Genomic DNA, 24,083 nt, shown 5'->3' on the forward strand with positions numbered 1-24,083 from the left:
CCGACCGAGCGCCACCAGTGGCGATTCAGGCCCGACGATTTATATCCGAAGGCGCGGCCAGCCCGGGTCATGGCCACCGAGCCAACACGAACACGCCGCACCGTCTGCCAGGGACTCGCCATCGCCGCAGGAACGCTCGTTCCGACGACGATCGCACGTGGCACAAAAAACTACCACGGTGACAACGACGGCCAGAATCGACCGGGCGACTCCGACGACCAAACGCAGCCGACCGATCGAGCGGACCGATTCGCGGTCTATCCGGGCGTCGTCGATCGAATCGTCGACGACACGTGGGTCGTCATTCTGCTCGAAGCAGCTGGTGAAGTCGTCGACGAGGGCGTCGAACGACGCGAGGAACTGCCACCGCTCGCCGAAGGGCAGCGAGTCATCGTCGTCCTCGACGACGGCGACACACGCTGTGTGCTACCGACGGCAGGATCCGGCGAGTGACGGACTCAGCCGTCGATCCACTCGGTCGCCCAGTCTTCGAGATCGGAGAGAACGGGACACAACGCCTCGCCCTTCTGGGTGAGGCTGTAGTAGGTCGCGATCGGCTGATCCTCGACGCGACGGGTGACGAGAGAGGTATCGGCGAGATCGTCGAGCACACGCGAGAGGGTCCGCGAGTTCGCCTGCGTGGAGCGCTTGATCTCGTTGAATCGCTTCTCGTCCGTCTCACGAAGATCGTAGAGGACAAGCAATCGCCACTTCGATCCGATCTGATCGATCGCCTCCACCGTCGGACAGGCCGCCTCGTTCACGCGTTCGACGCTCGCGTCGGACTGCTGGGCGTGCTGGGACATAGGTCGGGTGGTCGCCCATTGTCTCTGATCCGATATATGGGTTCGGATTCGAACCTGCTTTCGTCGTGCCACCGAGGTCGGCCGCCGAGTCGGTCCCTGATAGGTCCCCCTGGCAAGACGGTTCCGGGCATCGAGGGAGGGATCCGCAACAGGTTTTTGCCGAGCGACCGGACATTGTACACCGTATGTCCACAGTACACGTCGTCGGCGGCGGGCCAGCCGGCCTGTCGGCCGCACTGTTCACCGAGAAGAACGGACTCGAGACGACCGTCTACGATTCGGACGAGACCTGGATGCACAAGGCACACCTGTTCAACTACCCCGGTATCGGCTCCGTCGACGGGTCGGGCCTGCTGGAGACGATGCGGAATCAGGTCGACCACCTCGGCGTCGACCGTCGCCAGGGAGCACACGTCGAGCGCATCGAGGGGACCGACGACGGCTTTGCGATCGAGACGGACGAGGGCAAGGAGACGGCCGACTACGTCGTGCTCGCGACCGGTGCGAACCGCGATCTCGCCGAGGAGCTCGGCTGTGACTTCGATGGGGACATCGTCGACGTCGACGTCACTATGGAGACGTCGATCGACGGCGTCTACGCGACCGGTGCGATGGTCCGCGCCGAGGAGTGGCAGGCAGTCATCTCCGCCGGCGACGGCGCTGCCGCTGCCCTGAACATCCTCTCCGGCGAACGGGGCGAACACTACCACGACTTCGACGTGCCAGCCGATGCCGAAGCGGTCTTCGGGTCGATGGCCGAGGAATAACGGCGACAACACGTTTTCGAGAAGGGAACTATCCGATTCACTCGGCTAGCGTTCAGACTGAGTGGAAGCGAGTCGGATCGAACAGTGCGGACCGAACCGACCGGGACCCAGCGCTATCGTGGACTGACGACGTCCTCACACGCCGGGCACTCCGCGTATGCCGTTTTTCGGTCACTCACTTCGTATTCGATGATGACGGCTGTCTCGTCGATCGTCGCCCCACATCGCGGACAGTCACCGACCGATCGACGCGCCGCGAGTCGATCACCCTCGTCATCCATCATTGGTTACTCGATCAATACCACTCCGGGCACATGAAGTCGACCAGACCGGAGTGAAAGTGTAACTAACGACCAGTCGAACGAAGACGGGTACCCATCGACGATCCGGGCGACGTCTTTCAGCAGAGTTAACAGGTAACCGATCGCGGGATCAGTATGGACGTCACGCAGCGCGTTCACATCGCTCCAGTGAGTTCGGAGTACGATCGGGTACTCCACCCGATCGAAGAGCAGCGGGCCGACGTCGCCCACATCCTCGTCCACGAGAATCCAGCCGAGGTCCCAGCCTACGTCGAAGACCTCTGCGACGAGATCGCCGAGTCTGTACAGGAACTGACGGTCACAGAAACCGACTTTGCGGACGTATACAGCGTGCTCGGCGACGTCACGACGCTCGCAGCCCGTCACGACGGCGACGACGTCTACGTCAACGTCTCCGGTGCGGGAACCATCCCGGCGATCGGCGCGACCATCGCCTGTATGGACGTCTCCACCGACGCGACGGCGTACTACGTCACGCCGGAGTCCTACGCCCACGACGCGGACGATCACCCGATCACGTCAGGTATGGAATCGACGACGCCCGTTCCGACGTACCCGATCGACTCCCCGACACCCGACCAGATCGCGATCATGGAACTGCTGGCCGATCCGGCCGCTATCGACGACCGGTTCGAGACGACGCAGCCGAACAAGAGCGACCTGATCGAGTACGCGAGAGAGCTCGGCCTCTCGTTCATCGCCGACCGGAATCCGTCGACGGACAAGGGCGCGTTCAGGTTGCTGGATACGCACATCGTCAAGCCCCTCCTCGAAGACGGCTACGTTACCGTCGAACAGGTTGGTCGACGTCGGCTGGTCGAACTGACCGAGCGCGGCGAGAACGCCTACCGCGCGTTCCACCACAAGTTCGACGAACGCTGATTCAAGTCGACGAGTGCTGATCCAGTTCGAGGCCGGTGATCGAGTTCGACGCTCGATGATGGATCTCGACAAACGGTGATCGAACTCGATGTGCACTAACCGGCGAATCTCACTACCTCGCCGGATTGACGAAGCAACCGTTCCACACCCACTCAGTCCGCCGGGTCGACGTGCAACTGGACGTAGAGGTCGGCACCCAGTCTGGCGAGCGACAGGTCCGTCGCGAACCGGCGACGGTCCCGCCGAAGGGCATCCTCGTCGACGGCCGACAGGGGCTGTGCGGCCAGTGCCCGTATTCGGGGATCGACCGCCGCGAATCCCGGACCGGCGAGCCGCGGCGGGTTCGTCCGTCCCGCTTCGATCGCGGCGAGTAGCTCGTCGATCGCCACGAGCGTTTGCCGGAGGCGCCGCCGTTCGGCTGCCGGTGCTGGCTCGGCGAGCTTCGCCTCGAGCAGCTCGACTGCGTGGGCGACCTCGCTCGGATCGAGGCCAAGGGTGTCACAGGCCGACCGGCGATCGATCGACCGACGGTCGGACCGGCGACTCGCCACGATCACCGCCGCGGCTGCCGCCGTCTCGTTCCCGTAGCGGCGCGCTGGTATCGACCCACAGCACGCGCGGACGGCACGGGCGGACTCGAGCAACCAGGTCGCGTCGAGCGCCGCTGCCACCTGGTCGATCGGCCCCTCGTCGTCATCCGTGGAGAGCCCACTTTGTGACATACCCGAACCCAGACGTGGTGGGGCATTACGATCTACGAAGACAGTATCAATACAATCGACAGTATCGATACGCTCTGCACTATAGAAACTGACGTGGAGAGCGACGGTCGCGGTCCATCAGTCGATGAGACCCGTTCGTCGATCAGGGACGGCCCGAGTTAGCCTTCGTAGCCGGCGTATCCCATAATCTCGGCGAAGATGTCGGTGTCCATCGCCTCACGGTAGACGATGCCGGAGACCATCCCGCCGGGGTAGACGTTCCCGTTCATCGCGTGGTCGACCTTGTGACAGTGCATCAGGTAGATTCCCGGGTCGGCGTCCGCCTCGAACTCCACCGTGTGTCGCTGGGCCGGGGCGACGTTCGTCACGTCCTGTTCGTACCGGGCCGCCTCGGGGACGACCCCACCGTCGCGCTCGACGACCTGGAACCGGTGGTTGTGCGTGTGCATCGGGTGAGACATGTAGCCAGCGTTGACCATGTGGAGGCGGACTGTATCACCCTGATCGACGATGATCGGCGAGCCGTCTTCGGGGTGGAGCGTCCGCGGGAGGCTCTTCCCGTTGATGGTGAAGACGTCGGGATTGCGGTTTCGGGCGCTGTAGCTGACGTCCTCACCAGCAATCTGGCGGTTCAGACGGGAGTCCCAGTCCTTGATGGTGAAGAAGTACTCCTTGTCGGCCGGTTCGTACCCCTTCGGATCGACGCGGAAGATGCCGTACATCCCCATGTCGATGTGGCGATGGGTCTGGAAGTGACAGTGATAGAAGTGCGTCCCGGGGACGTTCGCCGGGATGGTGTAGGTGTGTTTCTCGCCCGGCTGGACCGTGATCCCGGTGGTCGTCGGCACGCCGTCGTTCGCCCAGGTTTTTCGCACGCCGTGGAAGTGCAGCGTGTGGGGCATGTCCGCGTTCGTGTTGTCGAGGGTTACCTCCATGTCGTTGCCCTCGGTCGTCCGCAGGATCGGGCCGGGCACGCTCGGCTCACCGTCGTCGGCTTTGAAGGCCCACACGCGCGGGAGTTCGACGGGGCCGCCCATCGAGTCGAGTGGATGGACCGCATGACGAGCCGTCTCAGAGCCGATCGTCACGCGACCGCCCTGTTCGTCGACCTGGACGACCTCGGGTGGACTCGTCAGGGGTAAGTCACTCGACGAGTCGCCCGCCGACGGCTGGGCGGCCGGCGTGGTGGACTGCGACATACATCCTGCAGCGGCGACGGTCCCAGCACCGCCCGTGGCTGCGAGAAACTCACGTCGAGACAGGCCCGTTCCGGGTGCACCGATAAGATCAGCCATTGTTACATCTCGTCCTACGAAGACCCCACGTATAGCGGGTCCAACCGATTCCTGCTGGCCGAGAACACCACGAACGTGTTCGCGTTCTCCTACATATGGATTCGCCAGCGGGCTCGATCCATCGGTCCGGACGGGCGCTATTTACGGGTCGAGTACCAGCACCCGCCATGGAGGACGGAGCGCGACCGACTTACGTCACGTTCTGGGCGGACAGCGCTCGGGACTCGGATCCGGTTCGAGACCACCTGGAGAATACGCCCGACATATCCCTCACGACTACCTCCGTCAGAGAAGAAATACCGCCGGATCAGTACGATCGGCTCGACTGTGTGGTATATGCACCCGACTCCCGCTCGAACTGGATCGATCACCTCGAACAGCTCCGAGAAACGCTACCAGCACTGCCGATCGTGCTCCTCACAGACGACCCCGACGGGGACAGTCTCAGCCGCGCAATTGCGGCCGGCATCGCCGGGTACGTCGCCCGATCCGCCGACGACGCACCAGCCAGAGTCTACGCCGAGATCGAACGAGTTTCCGCCCCGGATCGTTCGGCGGCCGGCCAACAGACGCCACGAATGCCACTCGAACAGCTCGACGATCGAGAAGAACGACGCGTCAAAGAACGGGCGATGGACGAGGCCCCGGTTGGGATCGCGATCACCGATCCGGATCGGCCCGACAATCCGCTGGTCTACGTCAACGACTCGTTCGAAGCGCTGACCGGCTACAGCCCGTCGGAGACGATCGGACGGAACTGTCGCTTCCTCCAGGGACCGGAAACAGATCTCGAAGCAATAGCGAAACTCCGGGCCGCAATCGACGCGGCTGAACCGGTCGCCGTCGAGTTGCGGAACTATCGGGCGGACGGCGAAGTTTTCTGGAACCGTGTCGAGATTGCGCCCGTCACCGAGGACGGACAGGTCACGCACTTCGTCGGCTATCAGACGGACGTGACGGCACGCAAGGAAGCAGAAATTCGACTCGCGCGCCAACGCGAGACACTCGAAACGGTTCTCGACCGGATCAATGGCCTCCTCAACGACGTGACGAGCGACCTCGTCGAAGCCGAAGACCGCGACGCCGCCGAACGGGCCGTCTGCGATCGACTCGTCGAAATCGGCGCCTATCAGGCAGCCTGGATCGGGAACCCTGACCTCGCGACCGGCGAGATTACGGCTGCGACCGTCTCGACCGACTGGGGGAATCCATCGGACGAAAGTGCTCCCGTAGCGGGCGACGACGACCCGATCGTCGCGGCCGTGACGCGGGCCGAGGAGACGGGTCGAACGCAACTCGTGACCGGGGCGGCAGCGCTCGACCGAATCGAGGCGGCCGACTGGTACGACGGTGACGGACTCGAAGGGATTGCCGCTCTCCCACTGTCGAATGGCGAGACGGCGCACGGCGTCCTCTGTGTGTACGCCGGCGAGGAGGGAGCAGTCGCCAACCGGGAAGCGGTCGTCCTCGAAGCGCTGGCGAGGGCCACGGCGACGACGATAGACGCGATCGAGCGCGGACGACTCCTGCTCGCCGACGAAATCGTCGAACTCGACATCGAGATCACCGATCCATCGTTCCCGTTCGTCACGCTCGCCGAACGCGCCGGGCCGACGATTTCCTACGACGGAGCCGTCAGTGCGGACCACGGCCGTGTCCGATTGTTTCTCACTATCGACGCCGAACCCGCCGCCGTCTCGGCCGCCGTGGACGCCCTGTCGGCCGTCGCCGAGGCGACGCTGATTCACGAATACGACGAGGGCAACCTCTACGAACTGGTGATGAGCGAAACCTCGATCGTCGCCGCGCTCGCGGCCCGGGGAGCGACGACGCGATCGATTTCCGCTGCAGACGGGGCGACCCGTCTAACGGTCGAAATCTCGAGCGATCGCGACGTACGCGAACTCGTCGACGACATACGAGCGCGGTACGACGGCGTCGAACTGCGTGGCCGACGAGACTGCGATCGACCACCGACGACCCGGCAAGAGTACCTGGCCGAACTCGAGAACGCGCTGACCGACAGACAACACCTCGCGCTCCGAATCGCCCACGCGAGCGGGTACTACGAGTGGAACCGATCGGTCTCGGGCGACGAACTCGCGAGCACGATGGGTGTCGCCCGGTCGACGTACCACCAGCACCGACGGGCCGCCGAGCGCAAACTGGTTTCGGCGTTCCTCGATCGGTAGCGTCACGTCGAACCCGACGTCGACGCGACTTACGACGACAGTCCGGACCGGCGGACCGGATCGAGCGTCCCAACAGTCTTCGCGGTAAGACACTCACTGACTAGTTAGGTACACCCCTGTTTATCCCGCGGGCCGTGGTACGTCGTGGGGCAATACCCCGCGTATCCGCATGATCGACGCCGAAAACCTAGAGCGAAGCAAGGCCATCCAGCAACGGACCGGACGGACGTTCCACCTCGCGACGCGCCTGCTCCCCGAGCGGATCAGGCACGCGACGTACGTCCTGTACGCGTTCTTCCGCATCGCGGACGACGTGGTGGACGACCCGGATCCGCCGCCAGCCGAGCGACAGCTCGCCGAACTCGAGCGAATTCGCGAGAGCGCACTCGGCACGCGCCAGACGAACGATCCCGTCCTGGAGGCGTTCCTGACGGTCCGTGACCGGTACGACATTCCCGACCAGGAGATCGACGAGTTCGTCGACGCGATGGCGCGTGACGTCTCGACCGACCGGTACGAGACGCACGACGAACTGGCGGGCTACCTCAGGGGATCTTCCGTCGCCGTGGCGAACATGATGCTGTGCGTGATGGATCCGGACGACAGTGAGGCGGCCCGCCCACACGCGAAAGCACTTGCCGAGGCCCTGCAGTTGACCAACTTTCTCCGGGACGTCCGCGAGGACGTCTGCGAGTACGATCGGATCTACCTTCCGCGTGCGCGCCGCGAGGCATTCGGCGTCAGCGAGACGCAGATTGTCAACCTGGAGAGTTCTCCCGAGTTCGAGGCGCTGATCCGGGACGAACTGGCCCGAACGGAACGGCGTTACGAGACCGGGGTCGATGGGATCACCTACCTCCCGGAGGGGTGCCAGTTCGCCGTACTACTGGCCGCCGTGCTCTACGCGGATCACCATCGAGCGATCCGTGCGCAGGGGTGTGACGTCCTCTCCGAACGGCCCTCACTCAGCATGCCGCGCCGACTGTTCCTCGCGGCGAAGACCTGGTGGCACTGGCGACGTACCGACGACCCTCGCACCGCGTTCGACGCGGCGAGTTCGATACCAACCCGTGACGGGGGAGACCGGCCGATAGCATCCGAATACCGCTCCGCAGCTGCTGGTCCGAACGAAACCGACCAGCCACCCCGGTCCACTGACGTGCGCCGACGCGACGAACGAACACCCCGGTCCACCGCCGACAATTCCCTGGGTCGACCGACGGTGCGACGGGTCGTTTCGCGTGTACGCGCAGCGATTTTCCCGGGGGAGTCCAAATGACCGCACCGACCAGCGTGCAAGATCGGTCGGTCTGCGTGGTCGGCGGCGGATTCGGTGGGCTGGCGACGGCGTGTTACCTGGCCGACGCCGGCTTCGACATGACGGTCGTCGAGAAGACCGACCAACTCGGGGGTCGTGCGAGCACACTCGAACGAGACGGCTTCACGTTCGACATGGGACCGTCGTGGTACCTCATGCCCGACGTGTTCGAGCGATTCTTCGCGGCGTTCGACCGGACGCCGACGGACTACTACGACCTGACGCACCTGAACCCACACTACCGCATCTTCTGGAAGGATGGCGAGCGGATGGACGTCACCGAAGACATCGACGCGACGAAACGCACGTTCGAACGGTACGAGACGGGTGCCGGGGACGCGCTCGAACGATACCTCGCGAAGGCGGCCGAGACGTACGAGATCGGGATGGAACACTTCGTCTACACGGACCGGCCGCGGTTCCGGGACTACGTCGACGTGGACGTTCTCCGAAACGCGAACGGGCTCTCCTTCCTCGGGTCCATGGAGGACCACGTCGCCGAGTACTTCGAACACCCGAAACTCAGACAGGTCGTCCAGTACTCGCTGGTCTTCCTCGGCGGCAGTCCGACGAACACGCCGGCGCTGTACAACCTCATGAGCCACGTCGACTTCGGCCTCGGCGTTCACTATCCGGACGGCGGCATGGGCGCCGTCGTCGACGCGCTCGTCGAACTCGGCACGGAGCTGGGGGTCGACTACCGGACCGGCTTCGAAGTGAGTGCCATCGACGGCGGCCGCGGTTCCTTCACCGTCCACGACCATGCCGACTCGATCGAGGCCGACCTCGTGGTGAGCGACGCCGATTATGCACACACGGAACAGCAACTTCTCGCGGTCGACGACCGCCAGTACGACGCCGAGTACTGGCACGAACGAACGTACGCTCCGTCGGCGTTCCTCTGTTATCTGGGCGTCGAAGGCGACCTCGACGAGTTAGCCCACCACTCGCTCGTCCTCCCGACGGCCTGGGACGGCCACTTCCAACAGATCTTCGACCAGCCGGCGTGGCCGGACGATCCTGCCTACTACCTGTGTGCACCCTCGAAAACCGATGACACCGTCGCCCCGGACGGCCACAGCAGCTGCTTCCTCCTCGTTCCCATCGCACCCGGGCTCCCCGATGGACCGGCCGTTCGCGACAGATATCGCGACCAGATTCTCGCGGACGTCGCGGCAAACACGGGCGAAGATCTCAGGGACCGGATCGTCGTCGAGGAGACGTTTTCCGTCTCGGACTTCGCCACCCGGTACAACAGCCGTGAAGGGACGGCACTCGGCCTCGCCCACACGCTCCGGCAGACGGGACCGCTCCGTCCTGGGCATCGCTCCAGCGCGCTCGACGGTCTCTACTTCACCGGCTCGTACACGACGCCGGGGATCGGGGTACCGATGTGTCTCATCAGCGGCGAGCACACGGCTGCCGCGGTCATTGAAGACGAACGCGCTCGAAACCCCCACGTCGTATGAATCGCGTCCGCCGATTGCTCACGCGATCCCGACCGCTGTTCTGGCTCTACCTGGCTGGACCAGCGCTCGTCGGGGCGGTGTACGCAGCAGACTCGCCATCGACGCTCACGTCACCCGTCGTGATCGGGATCGTCTGCTACTTCCTGCTACCGGCGAACCTCTTCCTCTACGGCGTCAACGACGTCTTCGACGCCGACGTCGACGCCGAGAACCCCAAGAAGGAGGGGATCGAGACGCGCTACGAGGGCGAACGACTCACGATCGTCGCGGTCGTCGCCAGTGCCATCGTCGGGTTCGCACTGGTTCCCGTCCTCTCACCGCCGGCGACGTACTACCTCGGTGGGTTCCTCTTCCTCGGTGCAGCCTACAGCGTCCCACCGATTCGATTCAAGACCAGACCGCTGCTCGACTCGGTCTCGAACGGCCTATACGTGCTCCCCGCTGGCGTCACCTACGCCACCATCGCTGGTACGCACCCGCCAGCACTCGCGGTCCTCGGTGGCTGGTTCTGGGCGATGGGCATGCACACGTTCTCGGCGATCCCGGACATCGATCCCGACCGCCAAGCCGGGATCCGGACGACGGCGACCGTCCTCGGCCAGCCTGCAGCCCTCGGCTACTGCGTTGCGTGCTGGGCGCTCGCTGCGGTAACGTTCGGATTCCTGGACGTCCGAATCGGGGCGCTCCTGCTCGTCTACCCGCTCATCGTCGGCGCCATCGCCACGGCGAGCGTGACCGTCTCGCGCGCGTACTGGTGGTTCCCGGCGGTCAACTCGACCGTCGGGATGGTCCTGACCCTGGGCGGTCTCTGGCGGGTGGTCTATGGATCGTAACCGCCGGTCACAAACCGAGCGCCTGGATCGGTTCGTCCGCGACAACCGGGTGACGATCGCCGTCGTCTTCCCCCTCGTCGGGGCGGCCCTGCTCGTCGCCAGCGCGGAGGGATTGCTGTGGGACCCGCTCGCGTTCAACCCCTTTCTCGTCCTCGTCGGTACCGCCGTCATGCGACTGCCGCTCATCGCAGGGCTTCTCCCGGTCGTAGACAGGCGTCTCGTCGGCGTCCTCATCGCGTTGACTGGCTACACCTACGCGATCGAGTACGTCGGGCTGACCACCGGCTGGCCCTATGGGGAGTTTCAGTACACCGTGGCGCTCGGGCCGATGCTGGGTGGCGTCCCACTCGCGCTGCCCCTGTTCTTCCTCCCGCTCGTCCTGAACGCCACGTTACTCTCGACGCTCCTGACGGACTCGGAAACGACCAACTGGCCGGTCCGGGTCGTCGGGGCCGTCCTCGCCGTCATCACCATCGACCTCGTCCTCGATCCGGCCGCCGTCTCGATCGGCTTCTGGGCGTACGACGGCGCCGGCCCGTACTACGGCGTGCCACTCTCGAACTATCTCGGCTGGCTCCTGAGCGGGACGATCGCCGTCGTCGCACTCGAATACGGACTCCGGACCGACCAGCTCCGGACGCGCCTGCGATCGTGTGAGTTCGCCCTCGACGACCTCGTCAGCTTCGTCGTGCTCTGGGGTGGTATCAACGCACTCTACGGCAACTGGATCCCCGTCAGTCTCGCGGGCGCCCTCGTCGGCGCGCTTCTCTGGACCGGCCGAATCGATCTCACGACCGACAGCCATCGACTCCCGACTGGCAACCGATAATCGGGCCGATCGACATCGGGACGCCGACGGAAGTCCACTCGAATTCCACTAGTGTGGATTACTAACTTCGTCCGTCACGGAACGCACACGGATGTAAGGGCCGTCGGTCACGAGATCGTTCGTCAGCAAGAAATGGGCCAACTCGGATTTGAACCGAAATCAGACGTGCTCGCTCACTTCGTTCGCTGTGCGCGACTGATAGGGCTCAAATCCTCGTTCGATCCACCACCTGTGGCTCGCGTCTTTGCTCGCCGCAAAATGATGGGCCAACTCGGATTTGAACCGAGAGCCTCCACCTTATCAGAGTGGCGCTCAACCTAATTGAGCTATTGGCCCGCTCCGCACTCCATGGTAGCGGGGAGGGACCTTTAAACGTTTCTTTCTGTCCGAGCGATCATCGCCCCACGGCGTCGCGGTCATCACTGTCGTCGGGGCGCGCGTCCGTCTCGCCAGACTCGTCGATCGTGTAGGAACCGTCCTCGTTCTGGGTCACGTCGTCTGGGTCGATCCGGTACGAATCCGCACCCAGATTGACGGTGCCCGAATCGGAAGGGCTGGCGTCCTGCTGGCTCGATCCGTCGGGGAAGCCGGCCGTCCAGACCTGGCCAGTGGCGAATCCGCCCGTCTTCCGATCGAGGTAGGGCGTGACGACGACCCGTTTGACGAACAGCCGGATCGGGATCCGGGTGAGCGGAATGGCGATCAGGAAGCCGATGGCGTCGGTCACGAGCCCAGGCGTAAGCAAGAACGCCCCTGCGGCGATGAGGAGGCCGCCGTCCAGTAGTTCGTCGGTCGGGGGCTCGCCGGCGGCGAGTCGCCGCTGCATCTTTCGCAGGGTCCGCCTGCCCTCCGCGCGGACGAGCAAGAGTCCCACGAAGCCGGTGAGGACGACGAGCGCCACCATCTCGAGAAACCCGATGGCGTCGACGTAGACGACGACCGCACCGAGCAGGATGGCGTCGAGAAACGGAATCGAGAGCAACGCGAGTATCCACCGAAGCATTGGGCGTACTTGAATCTGCACGCTCAAAACCCTTTGTTTCACCGGGTTCTGGTGGCGACGGCGCACGAACAGGGGACAACGCACTGCTGGCGAACGATGGACTTACCCGCCTCACCGGCCTCGAAACCGACATGGCCGACGAGATGCTCGTCGAGTGGAACGACTGGGAGGCCGACGCCTTCGCCACTGCACGAGCGAACGATGCACCGATCTTGCTCTCGATCACCGCCAGCTGGTGTCGTCCGTGCGACGAGATGGACGCGGAGACCTACGCCGATCCCCGGATCGCCGCCGCGATCGGTGACGACTTCGTCCCCGTGCGGGTCGACGCCGATCGCCATCCACGTGTACGCGACCGATACAACTCCGGTGGGTTCCCGTCGACGGTCGTCCTCACGCCCGACGGCGAGGTGATCGCCGGCGCTGGCTACCTCGATTCGGACGGAATGCGACAGGTGCTGACACGAGTCCGCGAGCGGTGGGACGAAGATGGACGCGACGCCGGCCGAATTCCCCGAGCGCTCGAAACAACCGACACACCGGCGGGAGCGCTCGAATCGACGATCGTCTCGCAAATGATGGGTGCTCTCCAGACTGCCGCCGACGACCGGGCGGGTGGCTGGGGTGATGCACCGAAGTTTCCCTACCCGGCCGCGCTCGAGTTCGCGCTCAAACGCGACATCGACCAGGCGCGACGAGCCTTCGATGCCGTCGGAACGAACCTTCTCGACGACTACGACGGCGGCTTCTACCGCTTCGCGACCGAACGCGACTGGTCCGGGCTCCAGCACGAGAAACTGCTCGACGAAAACGCCGCGCTCGTCCGGGCGTTCGCCAACGCATACCTCCATACGGGCGAGGACTCCTATCGAACGATCGCCGAGCGAGGTATCGAGTATCTGACGACGACCCTGTGGCGGCCGCAAGCCGAGACGACCGACGGCGCAGTCAACGGGACGAGAGACGAGACGGCCGGCGCGTTCGCTGGAAGTCAGGCACCCGGCGATCCGGCACAGTACGTGCAGGACGCGACCGGTCGCGAACGGGCCGACGATCCGCCGGTCGATGAGACGATCTACACCGGAAAGAACGCCCTCGCAATCGACGCCTTGCTCACGTACGCGGCCTATACGGACGACGAGCGAGCCACGCGATACGCCGACCGGGCCCTGCAAACGATCCGAACCAGCGGGGTAACCGACGGTGTTGTCGACCACGTCATCGACGACACAGCTGGCACCGGCCCGACGTGCACCCTCGTCGATCAGACGCGCGTGCTTCGGGCGCTCGTGACTGCTCGCAGCGTCGTCGGCACCGACACAGTCGCCGACGCACAGGCTGTCGCCGACGAAACGATCGCCCGCTTGCGAGACGGCGACTCGTTCGTCGATGGACCGACGGAGGGACCCGGCCTGCTCTCGCGACCGCTCCGGCCACTCTCCGTGACGGCGGAGTTCGCCGACGCACTGCTAGACCTCGCTCTCCTCACCGGCGAGGATCGCTATCGAACGATTGGCCGATCGGCGCTCGAAGCCTTCGCCGGGGCGAGCGATCGCCTCGGCGTCGGTGCCGCGGCGTACGGGACTGCCGTCGCGAGATATCTCGACGAGCCCCTCGTCATCCGAGTCGGGACCGACCCGGGCTCGGATCTGCACCGGGCGGCGATGCGAATCGCCGATCACGAAAAACTCGTCGTCCCGAACGCGACCGACGTCGATCCCGACACAGCCGTCGTCAGCAGAGGGACAAACACGGCGGAGCCGGCCACCGATCCCGAATCGCTCGGGACTCGTGTCACAGCGGTGCTGGACGGAGACGGGAGCGACTGAGCTGGCGGGCCGAGACGGTTCGATACTGCTTCTTGCGTGTGCCAACGGACAACGAAATCGAACCACCGGATCGGCCATCGAACGAGGTGGTGACTGAAGAACCGGTTCATGAGGGGAACAACTCGAAACGCCATCAAACTACCGAATTGTTTAAGTCGGACGGGCGGGTTGGCAGCGGTATGGCGAACCTCAGGGACCTCGGGCTGTCAGAGTACGAGGCACGCGCATACAGGTCTCTGCTCAAGACCGGACCAACAACGGCAAAAGAGTTGTCACGGGCGAGCGACGTCCCGATGGGCCGCATCTACGACGTTCTCAACTCGATCGAACAGTACAATCTGGTCAGAACGCAGACGGCGAGTCGACCGAAGAAGTACGTCGCCGTCGAGCCGTCGACGGCCCTCGATCGATTGCTGGAGGACAAGAAACGGGAACTGGCCGAGAAGGCCGACCAGTACCAGTCGATCGTCGACGAACTTTCGAACGAACTCGTGGTGAGCGAACCCGTCGAGGAGCAGTTCTGGACGGCCGCGATCGGACCGTCCGACACGTTCGACCTCCTGCTCGAACGGTTGACCGCCGCGGACGACACGATCGTCATGGTCGCGGCCGATCCGTCCCCGCAGATCGACATCCGAACGGTGGGCGAAACCGTCCTCGACGAACTCGAGGCGTCGCTCGATCGCGGCGTCTCCGTCGACGTCCTCATGAGCCGAACGCTCGTCGACGAGCTCTCACCCAACGTCGGGAAACGGTATCGGCGAACGCTCCAGAATCGAGATGCGTTCGACGTCAGAACCTCAGAGCAGGTGACCGGTTCGTTCAACGTCATCGACGGAACGGAGGTCTGCATTCAGGTCCCGAATCCGCTCTCGACGGGCGAGATCTTCGGCATGATCGACCTCAAGGACCCGGACTTCGTCTCCGAAGTGTACGACGAGTTCCTTCCGCAGTGGCAACAGGCGACACCGCTCGAGCTGTGAGCGCATCGAGAGAGAGAGAGAGAGAGAGAGAGAGAGAGAGAGAGAGAAGGCCTAAACCCGTTCGTCGCAGTTATTGATTCGTTCGAACTTCCGAGCGAAGCGTCCCGACGTCGACGACGCGTTCGGCGTGGGCGTTGTGCTGGTGGATCGACTCGTCGTTGGATTGCTTCATCGTGACGACGGCATCGTCCGGCAAGTGGTGGAACTCGTCGACGACGCCCTCGGCCATCGAACGGACGCAGTCCTCGACGAACTTGGCGTCGGCGTGGGACTCGTAGGTCATGTGATCTTCGTCCGGGCGTTTTGCCAGATTGTAGATACGCGCACTCATGGCGTCGCGTGCGATGTCGATGACGTCGTCGAGATCGACCTGCGGGTCGCCGTCTGCTTCCACCGTGAGCGTCGCGTGCCCGCGCTGTGAGTGACCCGGCTGTGGGACCTCGTCGAGGAACGTGTCGATGGTGGCGTCGTCGACGCCGAGGTCCTCCAGGGCAGTTCGTGCGCGGGCCTCGGACATGCCCTGCGAACACGGACAGACGGTCATGCCGTCGACGCGCGCGCCGATCTCCTCGCGGGTCCCCTCGTCCGTCGCCGTGGCAGCGGCGATGATATCGACCGTGTGCTGGGTTTCGCGGTCGCTCTCGGGTGTTTGCTCGCGTTTCATGAACGCGGCTTCCATGGAAACCTCGGCGCGAGATGTGTAGTCGTGTTTCTCGAGGAGCCGTTCGGCGGCGTCCCCACAGACCTCTTCTGCACGGTAGGCCTCCTCGCGGGTCGCCTCCTCTAAAATTTCGTCGACGACCTCCATGTTCCGGCTCATGTCGGCACCTTTTCGCCAGGACGGAAGGTCGACGAAGACTTCGAATTCGGCCATCAACACGATCGGTCGCTTCCCGTTACGTGCGATCTTGACGAGTTTCTCCACGCCGGTGACGCCCACCTGACTCAAGCCGACGGTCACGTCGGGAGCGCCCGCCTGGACGTCCGGCAGTTGCTGGCTCATTAGATGGATTCAGGGACGAGGCGCGATTAGGCCTTTCGGAACGAGCAACATCGAAGGCGGAACGGGCAACGTCGAACGTGGAACGAACGTTATCCGGGGACGAACGGTACAGCTGACACGCAGATGAGTCAGCGCATCGTATAGCCGCGCGGCGAGTCGTTCAGACGCCGGCAGCCGTTCTCGGTGACCGCGACGAGATCCTCGATCCGGACGCCGAACGAATCCTGTACGTAGATTCCCGGCTCGATGCTGAAGACCATGCCCGGTTCGAGCGTGCGCTCGTTCCCGGCGACGATGTACGGTGGCTCGTGAACTTCGAGGCCGACGCCGTGACCCGTTCGGTGGACGAACTGCTCACCGTAGCCGGCCGCCTCGATGACGTCTCTGGCGGCCCGGTCGACGGCTTCCGCCGCGATCCCGGGTTCGACGGTGGCGACGGCCGCTTCCTGGGCCTCGCGGACGGTCTCGAAAACTCGGCTGAATTCGTCCGGTACCGTCTCCGGCCCAGCGCTGTCTCCCGCTGTCGTCGAACCGGCGTCCCCGAAGACGACCGTTCGTGTCTGGTCGCTCGGATAGCCGTCGACGCGCGTTCCGAAATCGAGGACGACCGGGTCGGCGGCTCGGATCTCTCGAGCACCGTGCCGGTGGTGGGGCTTCGCTCCGTTCGGCCCGGCACCGACGATGGTCTCGAACGAGGGACCGTCACCACCGTAATCGGCGAGTCGCGTCTCGATCTCCCGAGCGAGTTCGGCCTCGGTCATCCCCACCGCCGACGCGCCGAGTTCGCGAATTTCGACGCTGACGTCGTCCGCGACAGTGGCCGCCCGGGCCATCGCTTCGAGTTCCACCTCGTTCTTGGTCAGTCGGAGCTCGGTCAGGACCTCGCTCGCGAGGCCGAACGTGGCGTCGGGCAGGGCGTCCCGGAGATCCTGGGTGAAGAGCGCCCACATTCGATCGTCGACAAGGACGCGCCCGCCGACGAGGTCGAGGTCGGCGACGATCTTGGTCAACGCGTCCGTCGGATCGTCGCCGTCGTCCCAGAGCCGACGCCGCGTAACCCACGAGTCCGCCCGAAGCTGTTCGTCGTACATCGTCGGCGCGAGGAAGATCGGCTCGCCGGACCGCGGGACGAACAACAGGAGGTGGCGCTCCATGGGCTCGTCCACGAATCCGGAGAGGTAGGTCATGTTCGGCCCCGGGGAGAGGACGACACACTCGACATCGCGATCTGCGAGTACCTCCTGGCACGATCGGGTTCGAGCTTCGTAGTCGAACGACGGCTGGGACTCGGTCATTGGTGACGCTTCGAACGGGGCCTTCAAGGCGTTTGCTCACCGCGCCAGTCGGAACGCACTTCGATGGATTCGGGTCGGCACAGAACGTACGTGGGATTCGCGTACGTAGATAACCTTCGCGTACCTTCCCACCTGTGGACAGGCTACCGCTAAACCACTGCCTATGTTTTAGGATTGCCAAAATCTGGTTTCCGAATTGGAAAGTGTTTTTGCACAGCTGTCCATAGGGAGGGTATGGTAGCGATCGAGAACCTCGTCCTCGTCTTCGTCGCCGGCCTCATCACCGCGCTCGCGACGGGGCTCGGTGCGATTCCGTTCTTCTTCGTCGAGGATTTCAGCGATCGATGGAACGTCGGCCTGTGGGGAACCGCGTCGGGGATCATGGTCACGGTCTCGGTCTTCGGGCTCGCGGACGAGGGACTCGCCTACGCCTCGGGTGGCATCCCGACGATGCTCATCCTCGGACTGCTGGCCGGCGTCGCCCTCGTCGAAATCGGCGACGTAGTACTCAACTGGGTCGACATCGACGACGGCACCGAGAGCACACACGATCACCAGCACGAGCACGACGGCGACGTTCCGGAGACGGAGGACATCCAGACCGACGGTGCTGGCCACGGCCACGACGACCACGCCGTCGAAGCGAAGGCCATCGCCGAGGGCAACCCCAAGACGCTCCTGCTTATCCTCGGCATCCTCACGATCCACAGCTTCCCCGAGGGTGTCGCCGTCGGCGTCTCGTTCGCCGAACTCGGGTTCGACGGCGGGCTCGCCGTCCTCGGCTTCTCGATCCCCCTGCTCGCCGTGTTCATGACCGTCGCGATCTCCATCCACAACATCCCGGAGGGAACCGCCATCGCGATCCCGATGCGCGCGATGGGCCTCTCGAAGTGGCGGATGGTCGGCGCCGCCATCTTCTCCAGCCTGCCCCAGCCCATCGGCGCGGTCATCGCCTACGGGTTCGTCTCCTGGGCGCGGGACTTCCTCCCGTTCGGCTTTGGCTTCGCCGCCGGCGCGATGGTCTACCTCGTCGCGACGGAGTTCATCCCCGAAGCGTTAGCAACCGGTGAGGAGCTGCCGGGCAAGGGCTACAGGGAGCTCGTCGCCGGGTTCGGGATCGGCGCCCTCGCGATGTTGCCGCTGATGGTGATCTAAGAGATCCATCGGAACGAGCTTCGAGCAGCGGAATCAACCCGCTCGGTCAACACACGACCGATCGTGGGAAGAAAATAGACCCGCACACTAGGCACATAGGTTCGGGATTGACGAGGAACTCGTTCTCACACCAACACGTATGCGAAGACGACAGTCACCCGCACGGGTGTATCGAGACTCACTGTGGCGACGTACCGATGCGACGACGGAGACAGATGCCTGAGAAGCCGAACCGACGAACCGTACTGGAAACGCTGGGCTGGGTAACGGTCGCCGCCATCGGAACGGGCAGCGCAGCAGGGACTACGGGGTTGTCGATCGAGGCCGGACGCCCCGATTCCGACGAGTACCGCTGGCGCTTCGTCCCGCCAGCGGAGAAAAGGGGGCTGCAGACCATGGGGACGACTTCCCCCACGGTCGTCGACGGTACCGTTTATATGGGGACCGCCTGGCAGGACGACCGACCGTCCGAGCCGGCTGACGGGTACCGAGGCGGTCTGTATGCGATCGATGTCGAGACCGGCGCCGCAGACTGGGAGTTCGAGACGAACGGAAGCGTACTCGGGGCACCCCACGTCGTCGACGGGACCGTCTACGTGATCGCAAGCGTGGGGCCGACGGAGAACAGCCAGGAACCGCCGTACTTCGACCTCTACGCTCTCGACGCCGAATCGGCCGACGTGGAGTGGAAGTCAACCGTCGGCCACTGGGCGAACTCGACCTCGTCGTACCTGCGAGGCGGCAGCTCCTCGGGCGGTTGGGGACCGTCGCCGACAGTGTACGACGGCACGTTGTACGTATCGTCGCTGGTCGATCCCGCCGATCCGGGAAAGTCGGCGAGCGGCGGCTTCGTCGGTGCTTTCGACACCGCCAACGGCTCGTTCGTCTGGAAGAAGCGACTCGACAACCGCATCCAGTCCGGCCGGAACGTGTTCTCTACGCGGATCAGACTCTCCAACCCGACGGTGCAGAACGGCCTCGTGCACGTCGCCGAAAGCGGGGCGGCGGGCAACGCACTGTGGGCCATCGACGCCGAGACGGGAGCGAAACGGTGGCGGACCGATCTGGTCGACGGGAGCGTGGACGTGGGAATCGGCCAACATACCGTCGCCGATGGGGTGGTGTACGTCGACGGCGGGGCCGCCGAGGGAGACCAGTACCGAAGCGGGTGGGCAATCGACGCGGAAACCGGAGACAAACTCGGGGAGATTAGCGGAGTCACCGAACAGTCACTCGGTCCGTACAATCTGACGGTGAGCGACAGCCTCGGAAGTGATCGTTCGTCGGTACACGACTTCGTCGCCCAGCAGACCGAGACGGGTCGATCCCTCCTCGCATCGAACGGAGTCACATGGACCACAGTCGCGGACGGCAAAGTGTACGTGTGCGTCACCGCACTCGAGGAAGCCTTCATCTTGGCGGTCGACGTGACCGGCGAATCTGGGACGAACGAGACGATCTGGTCGGTCTCGTTCGACGCATCGGCGACGCAATTTACGGGCGCACCGACGCTCGTGAACGGAACTCTCTACTGGAGTTGCCGCAGCGATGACGGAACCGCCCTCTGGGCAATCCCAGCCGGGACGCAGTCGTCCGCGACGGACTCTCGCACACTCCTCGGCACGCTCGGGCACACCGACACGTGGACCGGGACTGATCTCGACTGGGACGCGGCACTCGAAATGCCGGACGGGGAGCTGTCGGGCACGGAGGGTGGATCGAACAACAGCGAATCGGCCGACGACGGTGGCGATGCAACCGGCGAGACGGACGACGAGGACGGATCGGCCGACGAGAGCCCAGGAATGGGCGCCCTCGCTGCGCTCGCCGGACTCGGCGGGGCGAGCTACCTGCGCGCTCGGGAGACTGGCGATGACGACTGAGGGTCACCCGACTGCGAGAGCGAGGGACGCTGCCGTAGGTATCCACACGCCACCGGAACAGCGCGATCGAACAACAGTGAGACCACAGACCCGCTCATCATGACATCGAAGAACAACCCGTGCGTAGACAGACGAACCGTTATTCGAACAGGAGTACTGGCCGGAACGACGGCCGCATTCGCCGGCTGCCTGAGCAGTGACGACAGCAACTCGGGCGACGAGGACGGGCCTGACGGTGGAGGCGGCGACGCCACCGTCGAGTTCGAGGACGACTTCGAGGACGGAACCCTCAAAACCGAACCCGCCTGGGAGACCACGCCGGTACCCGGGAGTCCTCAGGAGATGTCCGCGCAGGCCGTCGAAAAGTCGTCGCCCGAAGGGGGAACGACGGGCGTCCAGCTCACTGACGTGACCGACGACCGCTACCAGAGCCCCTCGACGCTCAGTCTGGCCGACCCAATGGCGGGGATGGCAAGCCAGTGGACACTGTCGGGGCTGTTCACGCCGGTCGAAATTCCCGAGGAGGTGGACGAGCGCTTCGTCGGAGTCGGGTTCTACTGGCCGTTCGACGGCAACTTCTCGAATCGAGACTGGGTTCAATTTCGGTTCGATTGGGAGACGGCCGGGAACGACACCTCACGGCTACAGCTTCGAACCCAGCCATCGAAAAATCGCGAGTGGACATCGACCACCGATGCGACGCAGTCGCTGGAGCGTGACCGATGGTATCGGTGGGAGCTCGCCCACGATGGCGACGGCGGGTACGTCGCCAGCCGGTGGCCCGCTGATGGAACGCAATCCGACGGAACGTCGGTCGAAGCGACGTTTACCGCACCTGACGCCGAAGTGTCGTTCGACCTCTCGGTATCGACGTCGCTCTCACCAGGGGGCACGAATTCGGCCGGCAAAAACCCCTACACGGTCCATTTTGATCACATCGTCCGAACGAACGAGTGAGACCGCGGCCCAACGACTGTTCACGGCCGAGTACGTCGTCCCGAGTTTGCCGGACGACCGGCCGACGCACTGATCGCCGGGAGTGACCCGTTCGAGTCCGTGAGACCACGACCGGTCGGCAGGACTCGAAAACCACAATTTTACGTCGTTGGACGAATTTTGAAGCGGCCCGACAAAACATAATAGCTTCCCCACTCGTGTTTGTATTACGGAATCTTTTTGTTCCGTCACTTTCAGTTATCGCGACGAGCAGGCGAATGGGAGGAACAGACGGCCGGATGACGGAGACGCGGGCGCGGAAGTGACAATGTTGACGAGAGTATCGTCGATCGATGTCACGTTGCTGGCAATATCAGCTCTTATAACGGCCGTTCTCGGCCTTTACGCGTATCGGCACAGAGCGAAGCCAGGTGCTACGTCGTTCGCCGTGCTGATGGTGTCACTCTTCGTCTGGTCCGCTACATACGCCGTCGGCCTCCTGGTCACGGACACCGGTTGGCGGATGCTCGTCCTGCGTGTCATGTGGATCGGCCTCGCTACTCTCTACGTCTGGTGGTTTCTGTTCGCCCTCACGTATACGGGCCACGGCGATTTCGTCACCCGTCGATCCGTCGGGACGCTCCTGATAATCCCGACCATCGTCACGGTTGGAATCTGGACGAATCCCTGGCATCATCTGTTCTGGATAGACCAATCGGTCGTCATCGTCGACGGATTAGCAGTCATGGATCCCGTCTTCGGGCCGCTCTTCTGGGTCCAGGTCGTCTTCAGCTACGCGCTAATCGCGATCGGTGCGAGTCTCCTGCTGCGGTTGATCTACCGGTCGGAGTATCTCTACGCCGATCAGTCGGTACTGCTCCTGGTCGGTATCGCTGCACCGCTCGCGATGAACATGATCGACATTATGGGATTGTTGCCCCAACCTGGCGTCGACTACACGCCCCACGCATTCACGGTGACCGGACTCGCGTTCGGGTATGCACTCTTCCGACACCAGTTGTTCGACCTCGTTCCGGCGACGAGACAACTCGGCCGTAATGCGGCGATTAATCAACTCGACGACGGCGTCATCATCGTCGACACCGGGCACCGTATCGTTTACTGCAACGCGGCCGCCGGCGACGTGATCGGAAGCGACCCCGCCGACGTGCTCGGCGTGGCGGTTCGGACCGTCGTCGACGATTCGCGGATCGACTTCGGCTCCGAAGACGGCCTCGCAGAGATCGAACGCGACGACCGAACGTACGAAGTCCGAACCTCGCCGATCACCGACCGGCGAGATCGATTGATCGGTCACACGCTGGTCGTCCACGACGTGACCGCGCGTGCCGAGCGCGAACACGAGTTGGCCACCCAGCGCGACGAACTCGCCACCGTCAATGATCTGAATTCGGTTCTCCGCGGGGTCAACCAGGGGCTCGTCTCGGCGACGAGTCGCGAGGAGATCGAGCAGACAGTCTGCGAACGTGTGGTGGCGGCCGATCTCTATCGAACCGCCTGCGTCGGTGACGTCGCGACCTGGACCGGCGACGCGGACCGCTGGCTCGTCGTCGGTACTGACTCGCACGCCTCAACCCCGCCCGCTATCGACGACGGTATCGATGGCGACCGCATCAGCGACGAGGGACCTGAAGACGGACCGAGAGCGGAACACGTCACGACGGACGACGGGATCTGGACGATCGTTCCGCTCGTCTACGGTCGAACAGTGTACGGCGCGCTCGGACTGTATACGGACCGATCGACGGTCAGCGACCGCGAACGAACCGTACTCGGTGAACTCGGGGAGACCGTCGGACACGCGATCAACGCCGTCGAAACACGTCGGCTGCTGTCGGCCGAGGCGGTGATCGAACTCGAACTCCAGTGTACCGACGAATCCGATCCGCTCGTCGCGGCCTCGGCCGACGCCGCGTGTACGCTAGACGTTGCTGGGATCGTCCCGGGAAAAGAATCGATGACCGTCGCGTACGTCTGCGTCGAGGGAACGACAGCGGACGAAGCGGCCGAGCGGCTCCGAACCGCCGCGTCGGGCCGTATCCGCATCATTCGCGAGGACGCCGAGGGCGGCCTGCTCGAATGGCAGGTGAGCGGCGACGCCGTCCTTGGCTCACTCGAAGCTCACGGTGCGCACGTTCGTGAGGTCCGTGCAGACATCGGGGAAACCCGGTACGAAATCGAGATCGCTTCAGAAGCAGACGTCCGAACGATGCTCGATCGCGTCACTCGACAATTTCCGGCGACGCGCGTCCTCTCGAAGCGCGAGCGCTCCGGACCTGTCGACCGACCGGACGCGATATCCGGCGACGTCCTCGGGGAGCTAACGGACCGACAGCAAGAGGCCATCGAGGCCGCTTACCGCGCGGGGTACTTCAACTGGCCGCGGGACTCGAACGCCGAGGAGGTCGCGGAGACACTCGACATCTCGTCGGCGACGCTGCACGGCCACCTGCGAAAGGCCCACCACTCCGTCCTGAGCCAAATATTCGACGACTCACCGAGAGAGCGGTGATGCGAACGTCGCGATCGAGGGAACCGG

The 24,083-nt window shown here is 64.2% G+C and carries 21 protein-coding genes and 1 tRNA gene; 14 read left to right on the forward strand and 8 right to left on the reverse strand.

Going from position 1 to position 24,083, the window contains the following annotated elements:
- The first annotated feature begins 69 nt into the window (after nt 1-69).
- Nucleotides 70-453 (forward strand): hypothetical protein, encoded by a 384-nt coding sequence (locus C479_RS02500; protein WP_007697354.1) that lies wholly within the window; start codon nt 70-72, stop codon nt 451-453.
- 5 nt (nt 454-458) lie between these two features.
- Here the strand turns inward: C479_RS02500 and C479_RS02505 are convergent, their stop codons facing one another.
- Entirely contained in the window at nt 459-806 is a 348-nt protein-coding gene (locus C479_RS02505) for a winged helix-turn-helix transcriptional regulator (RefSeq protein WP_007697357.1), read from the reverse strand.
- Nucleotides 807-991: 185 nt separating this feature from the next.
- Here C479_RS02505 and C479_RS02510 point away from each other — a divergent pair, with 185 nt between their 5' ends.
- Nucleotides 992-1,573 carry an FAD-dependent oxidoreductase gene (locus C479_RS02510; protein ID WP_007697360.1) on the forward strand — a complete coding sequence of 194 codons (582 nt, stop codon included), beginning with the start codon at nt 992-994 and terminating at the stop codon, nt 1,571-1,573.
- 113 nt (nt 1,574-1,686) lie between these two features.
- Here C479_RS02510 and C479_RS16440 read toward each other — a convergent pair whose 3' ends face one another.
- Nucleotides 1,687-1,857, reverse strand: a complete 171-nt coding sequence (locus tag C479_RS16440; RefSeq protein ID WP_169317768.1) for a DUF7837 family putative zinc-binding protein — start codon at nt 1,855-1,857, stop codon at nt 1,687-1,689.
- Between the two features lie 153 nt (nt 1,858-2,010).
- Here C479_RS16440 and C479_RS02515 point away from each other — a divergent pair, with 153 nt between their 5' ends.
- Nucleotides 2,011-2,778 (forward strand): HFX_2341 family transcriptional regulator domain-containing protein, encoded by a 768-nt coding sequence (locus C479_RS02515; protein ID WP_007697365.1) that lies wholly within the window; start codon nt 2,011-2,013, stop codon nt 2,776-2,778.
- A 152-nt stretch (nt 2,779-2,930) separates the two neighbouring features.
- Here C479_RS02515 and C479_RS02520 read toward each other — a convergent pair whose 3' ends face one another.
- Nucleotides 2,931-3,500: a hypothetical protein gene (locus C479_RS02520; protein ID WP_007697369.1), complete on the reverse strand. Its 570-nt coding sequence runs from the start codon at nt 3,498-3,500 to the stop codon at nt 2,931-2,933.
- A gap of 158 nt (nt 3,501-3,658) precedes the next feature.
- Nucleotides 3,659-4,795 (reverse strand): multicopper oxidase domain-containing protein, encoded by a 1,137-nt coding sequence (locus C479_RS02525; protein ID WP_049907018.1) that lies wholly within the window; start codon nt 4,793-4,795, stop codon nt 3,659-3,661.
- A gap of 329 nt (nt 4,796-5,124) precedes the next feature.
- Here C479_RS02525 and C479_RS02530 point away from each other — a divergent pair, with 329 nt between their 5' ends.
- From C479_RS02530 to cruF, 5 genes are all read left to right on the forward strand, one after another.
- Nucleotides 5,125-6,987, forward strand: coding sequence for a bacterio-opsin activator domain-containing protein (locus C479_RS02530; protein WP_241430149.1), 1,863 nt, complete (start codon nt 5,125-5,127; stop codon nt 6,985-6,987).
- Nucleotides 6,988-7,156: 169 nt separating this feature from the next.
- On the forward strand, nt 7,157-8,266 hold the full coding sequence (locus C479_RS02535; protein ID WP_007697377.1) for a phytoene/squalene synthase family protein: 1,110 nt from the start codon (nt 7,157-7,159) through the stop codon (nt 8,264-8,266).
- Nucleotides 8,263-9,774 (forward strand): phytoene desaturase family protein, encoded by a 1,512-nt coding sequence (locus C479_RS02540; RefSeq protein WP_007697380.1) that lies wholly within the window; start codon nt 8,263-8,265, stop codon nt 9,772-9,774. The genes C479_RS02535 and C479_RS02540 overlap by 4 nt, the downstream gene beginning before the upstream one ends.
- Nucleotides 9,771-10,607, forward strand: a complete 837-nt coding sequence (locus C479_RS02545) for a prenyltransferase (RefSeq protein WP_007697383.1) — start codon at nt 9,771-9,773, stop codon at nt 10,605-10,607. Before C479_RS02540 ends, C479_RS02545 begins: the two co-directional genes overlap by 4 nt.
- Nucleotides 10,597-11,436 carry a bisanhydrobacterioruberin hydratase gene (gene cruF, locus C479_RS02550; RefSeq protein ID WP_007697386.1) on the forward strand — a complete coding sequence of 280 codons (840 nt, stop codon included), beginning with the start codon at nt 10,597-10,599 and terminating at the stop codon, nt 11,434-11,436. The genes C479_RS02545 and cruF overlap by 11 nt, the downstream gene beginning before the upstream one ends.
- 262 nt (nt 11,437-11,698) lie before the next feature.
- Here the strand turns inward: cruF and C479_RS02555 are convergent.
- Together C479_RS02555 and C479_RS02560 are read right to left on the reverse strand one after the other, a co-directional pair.
- Nucleotides 11,699-11,772: transfer RNA gene (locus C479_RS02555), tRNA-Ile, on the reverse strand.
- Nucleotides 11,773-11,830: 58 nt separating this feature from the next.
- Nucleotides 11,831-12,439, reverse strand: a complete 609-nt coding sequence (locus tag C479_RS02560) for an FxsA family protein (protein ID WP_007697388.1) — start codon at nt 12,437-12,439, stop codon at nt 11,831-11,833.
- Nucleotides 12,440-12,570: 131 nt separating this feature from the next.
- Here C479_RS02560 and C479_RS02565 point away from each other — a divergent pair, with 131 nt between their 5' ends.
- Together C479_RS02565 and C479_RS02570 are read left to right on the forward strand one after the other, a co-directional pair.
- Nucleotides 12,571-14,268 carry a DUF255 domain-containing protein gene (locus C479_RS02565; RefSeq protein ID WP_007697391.1) on the forward strand — a complete coding sequence of 566 codons (1,698 nt, stop codon included), beginning with the start codon at nt 12,571-12,573 and terminating at the stop codon, nt 14,266-14,268.
- A 179-nt stretch (nt 14,269-14,447) separates the two neighbouring features.
- Nucleotides 14,448-15,251 (forward strand): TrmB family transcriptional regulator, encoded by an 804-nt coding sequence (locus C479_RS02570; RefSeq protein ID WP_007697393.1) that lies wholly within the window; start codon nt 14,448-14,450, stop codon nt 15,249-15,251.
- A gap of 70 nt (nt 15,252-15,321) precedes the next feature.
- Here the strand turns inward: C479_RS02570 and mptA are convergent, their stop codons facing one another.
- Both mptA and C479_RS02580 read right to left on the reverse strand, forming a co-directional pair.
- On the reverse strand, nt 15,322-16,254 hold the full coding sequence (gene mptA / locus C479_RS02575) for a GTP cyclohydrolase MptA (protein ID WP_007697395.1): 933 nt from the start codon (nt 16,252-16,254) through the stop codon (nt 15,322-15,324).
- 128 nt (nt 16,255-16,382) lie between these two features.
- Entirely contained in the window at nt 16,383-17,549 is a 1,167-nt protein-coding gene (locus C479_RS02580) for a M24 family metallopeptidase (RefSeq protein ID WP_007697397.1), read from the reverse strand.
- Nucleotides 17,550-17,783: 234 nt separating this feature from the next.
- Here C479_RS02580 and C479_RS02585 point away from each other — a divergent pair, with 234 nt between their 5' ends.
- The 4 genes from C479_RS02585 (at nt 17,784) to C479_RS02600 (ending at nt 24,056) form a co-directional block, all read left to right on the forward strand.
- Nucleotides 17,784-18,704, forward strand: coding sequence for a ZIP family metal transporter (locus tag C479_RS02585; protein ID WP_007697399.1), 921 nt, complete (start codon nt 17,784-17,786; stop codon nt 18,702-18,704).
- A gap of 215 nt (nt 18,705-18,919) precedes the next feature.
- Nucleotides 18,920-20,587: an outer membrane protein assembly factor BamB family protein gene (locus tag C479_RS02590; protein ID WP_007697400.1), complete on the forward strand. Its 1,668-nt coding sequence runs from the start codon at nt 18,920-18,922 to the stop codon at nt 20,585-20,587.
- 99 nt (nt 20,588-20,686) lie between these two features.
- Nucleotides 20,687-21,544 (forward strand): hypothetical protein, encoded by an 858-nt coding sequence (locus C479_RS02595; protein WP_007697401.1) that lies wholly within the window; start codon nt 20,687-20,689, stop codon nt 21,542-21,544.
- A gap of 307 nt (nt 21,545-21,851) precedes the next feature.
- Nucleotides 21,852-24,056: a histidine kinase N-terminal 7TM domain-containing protein gene (locus C479_RS02600; protein WP_083893778.1), complete on the forward strand. Its 2,205-nt coding sequence runs from the start codon at nt 21,852-21,854 to the stop codon at nt 24,054-24,056.
- Nucleotides 24,057-24,083: the final 27 nt, after the last annotated feature.

It is taken from the genome of Halovivax asiaticus JCM 14624, from assembly GCF_000337515.1.
Lineage (GTDB): Archaea > Halobacteriota > Halobacteria > Halobacteriales > Natrialbaceae > Halovivax > Halovivax asiaticus.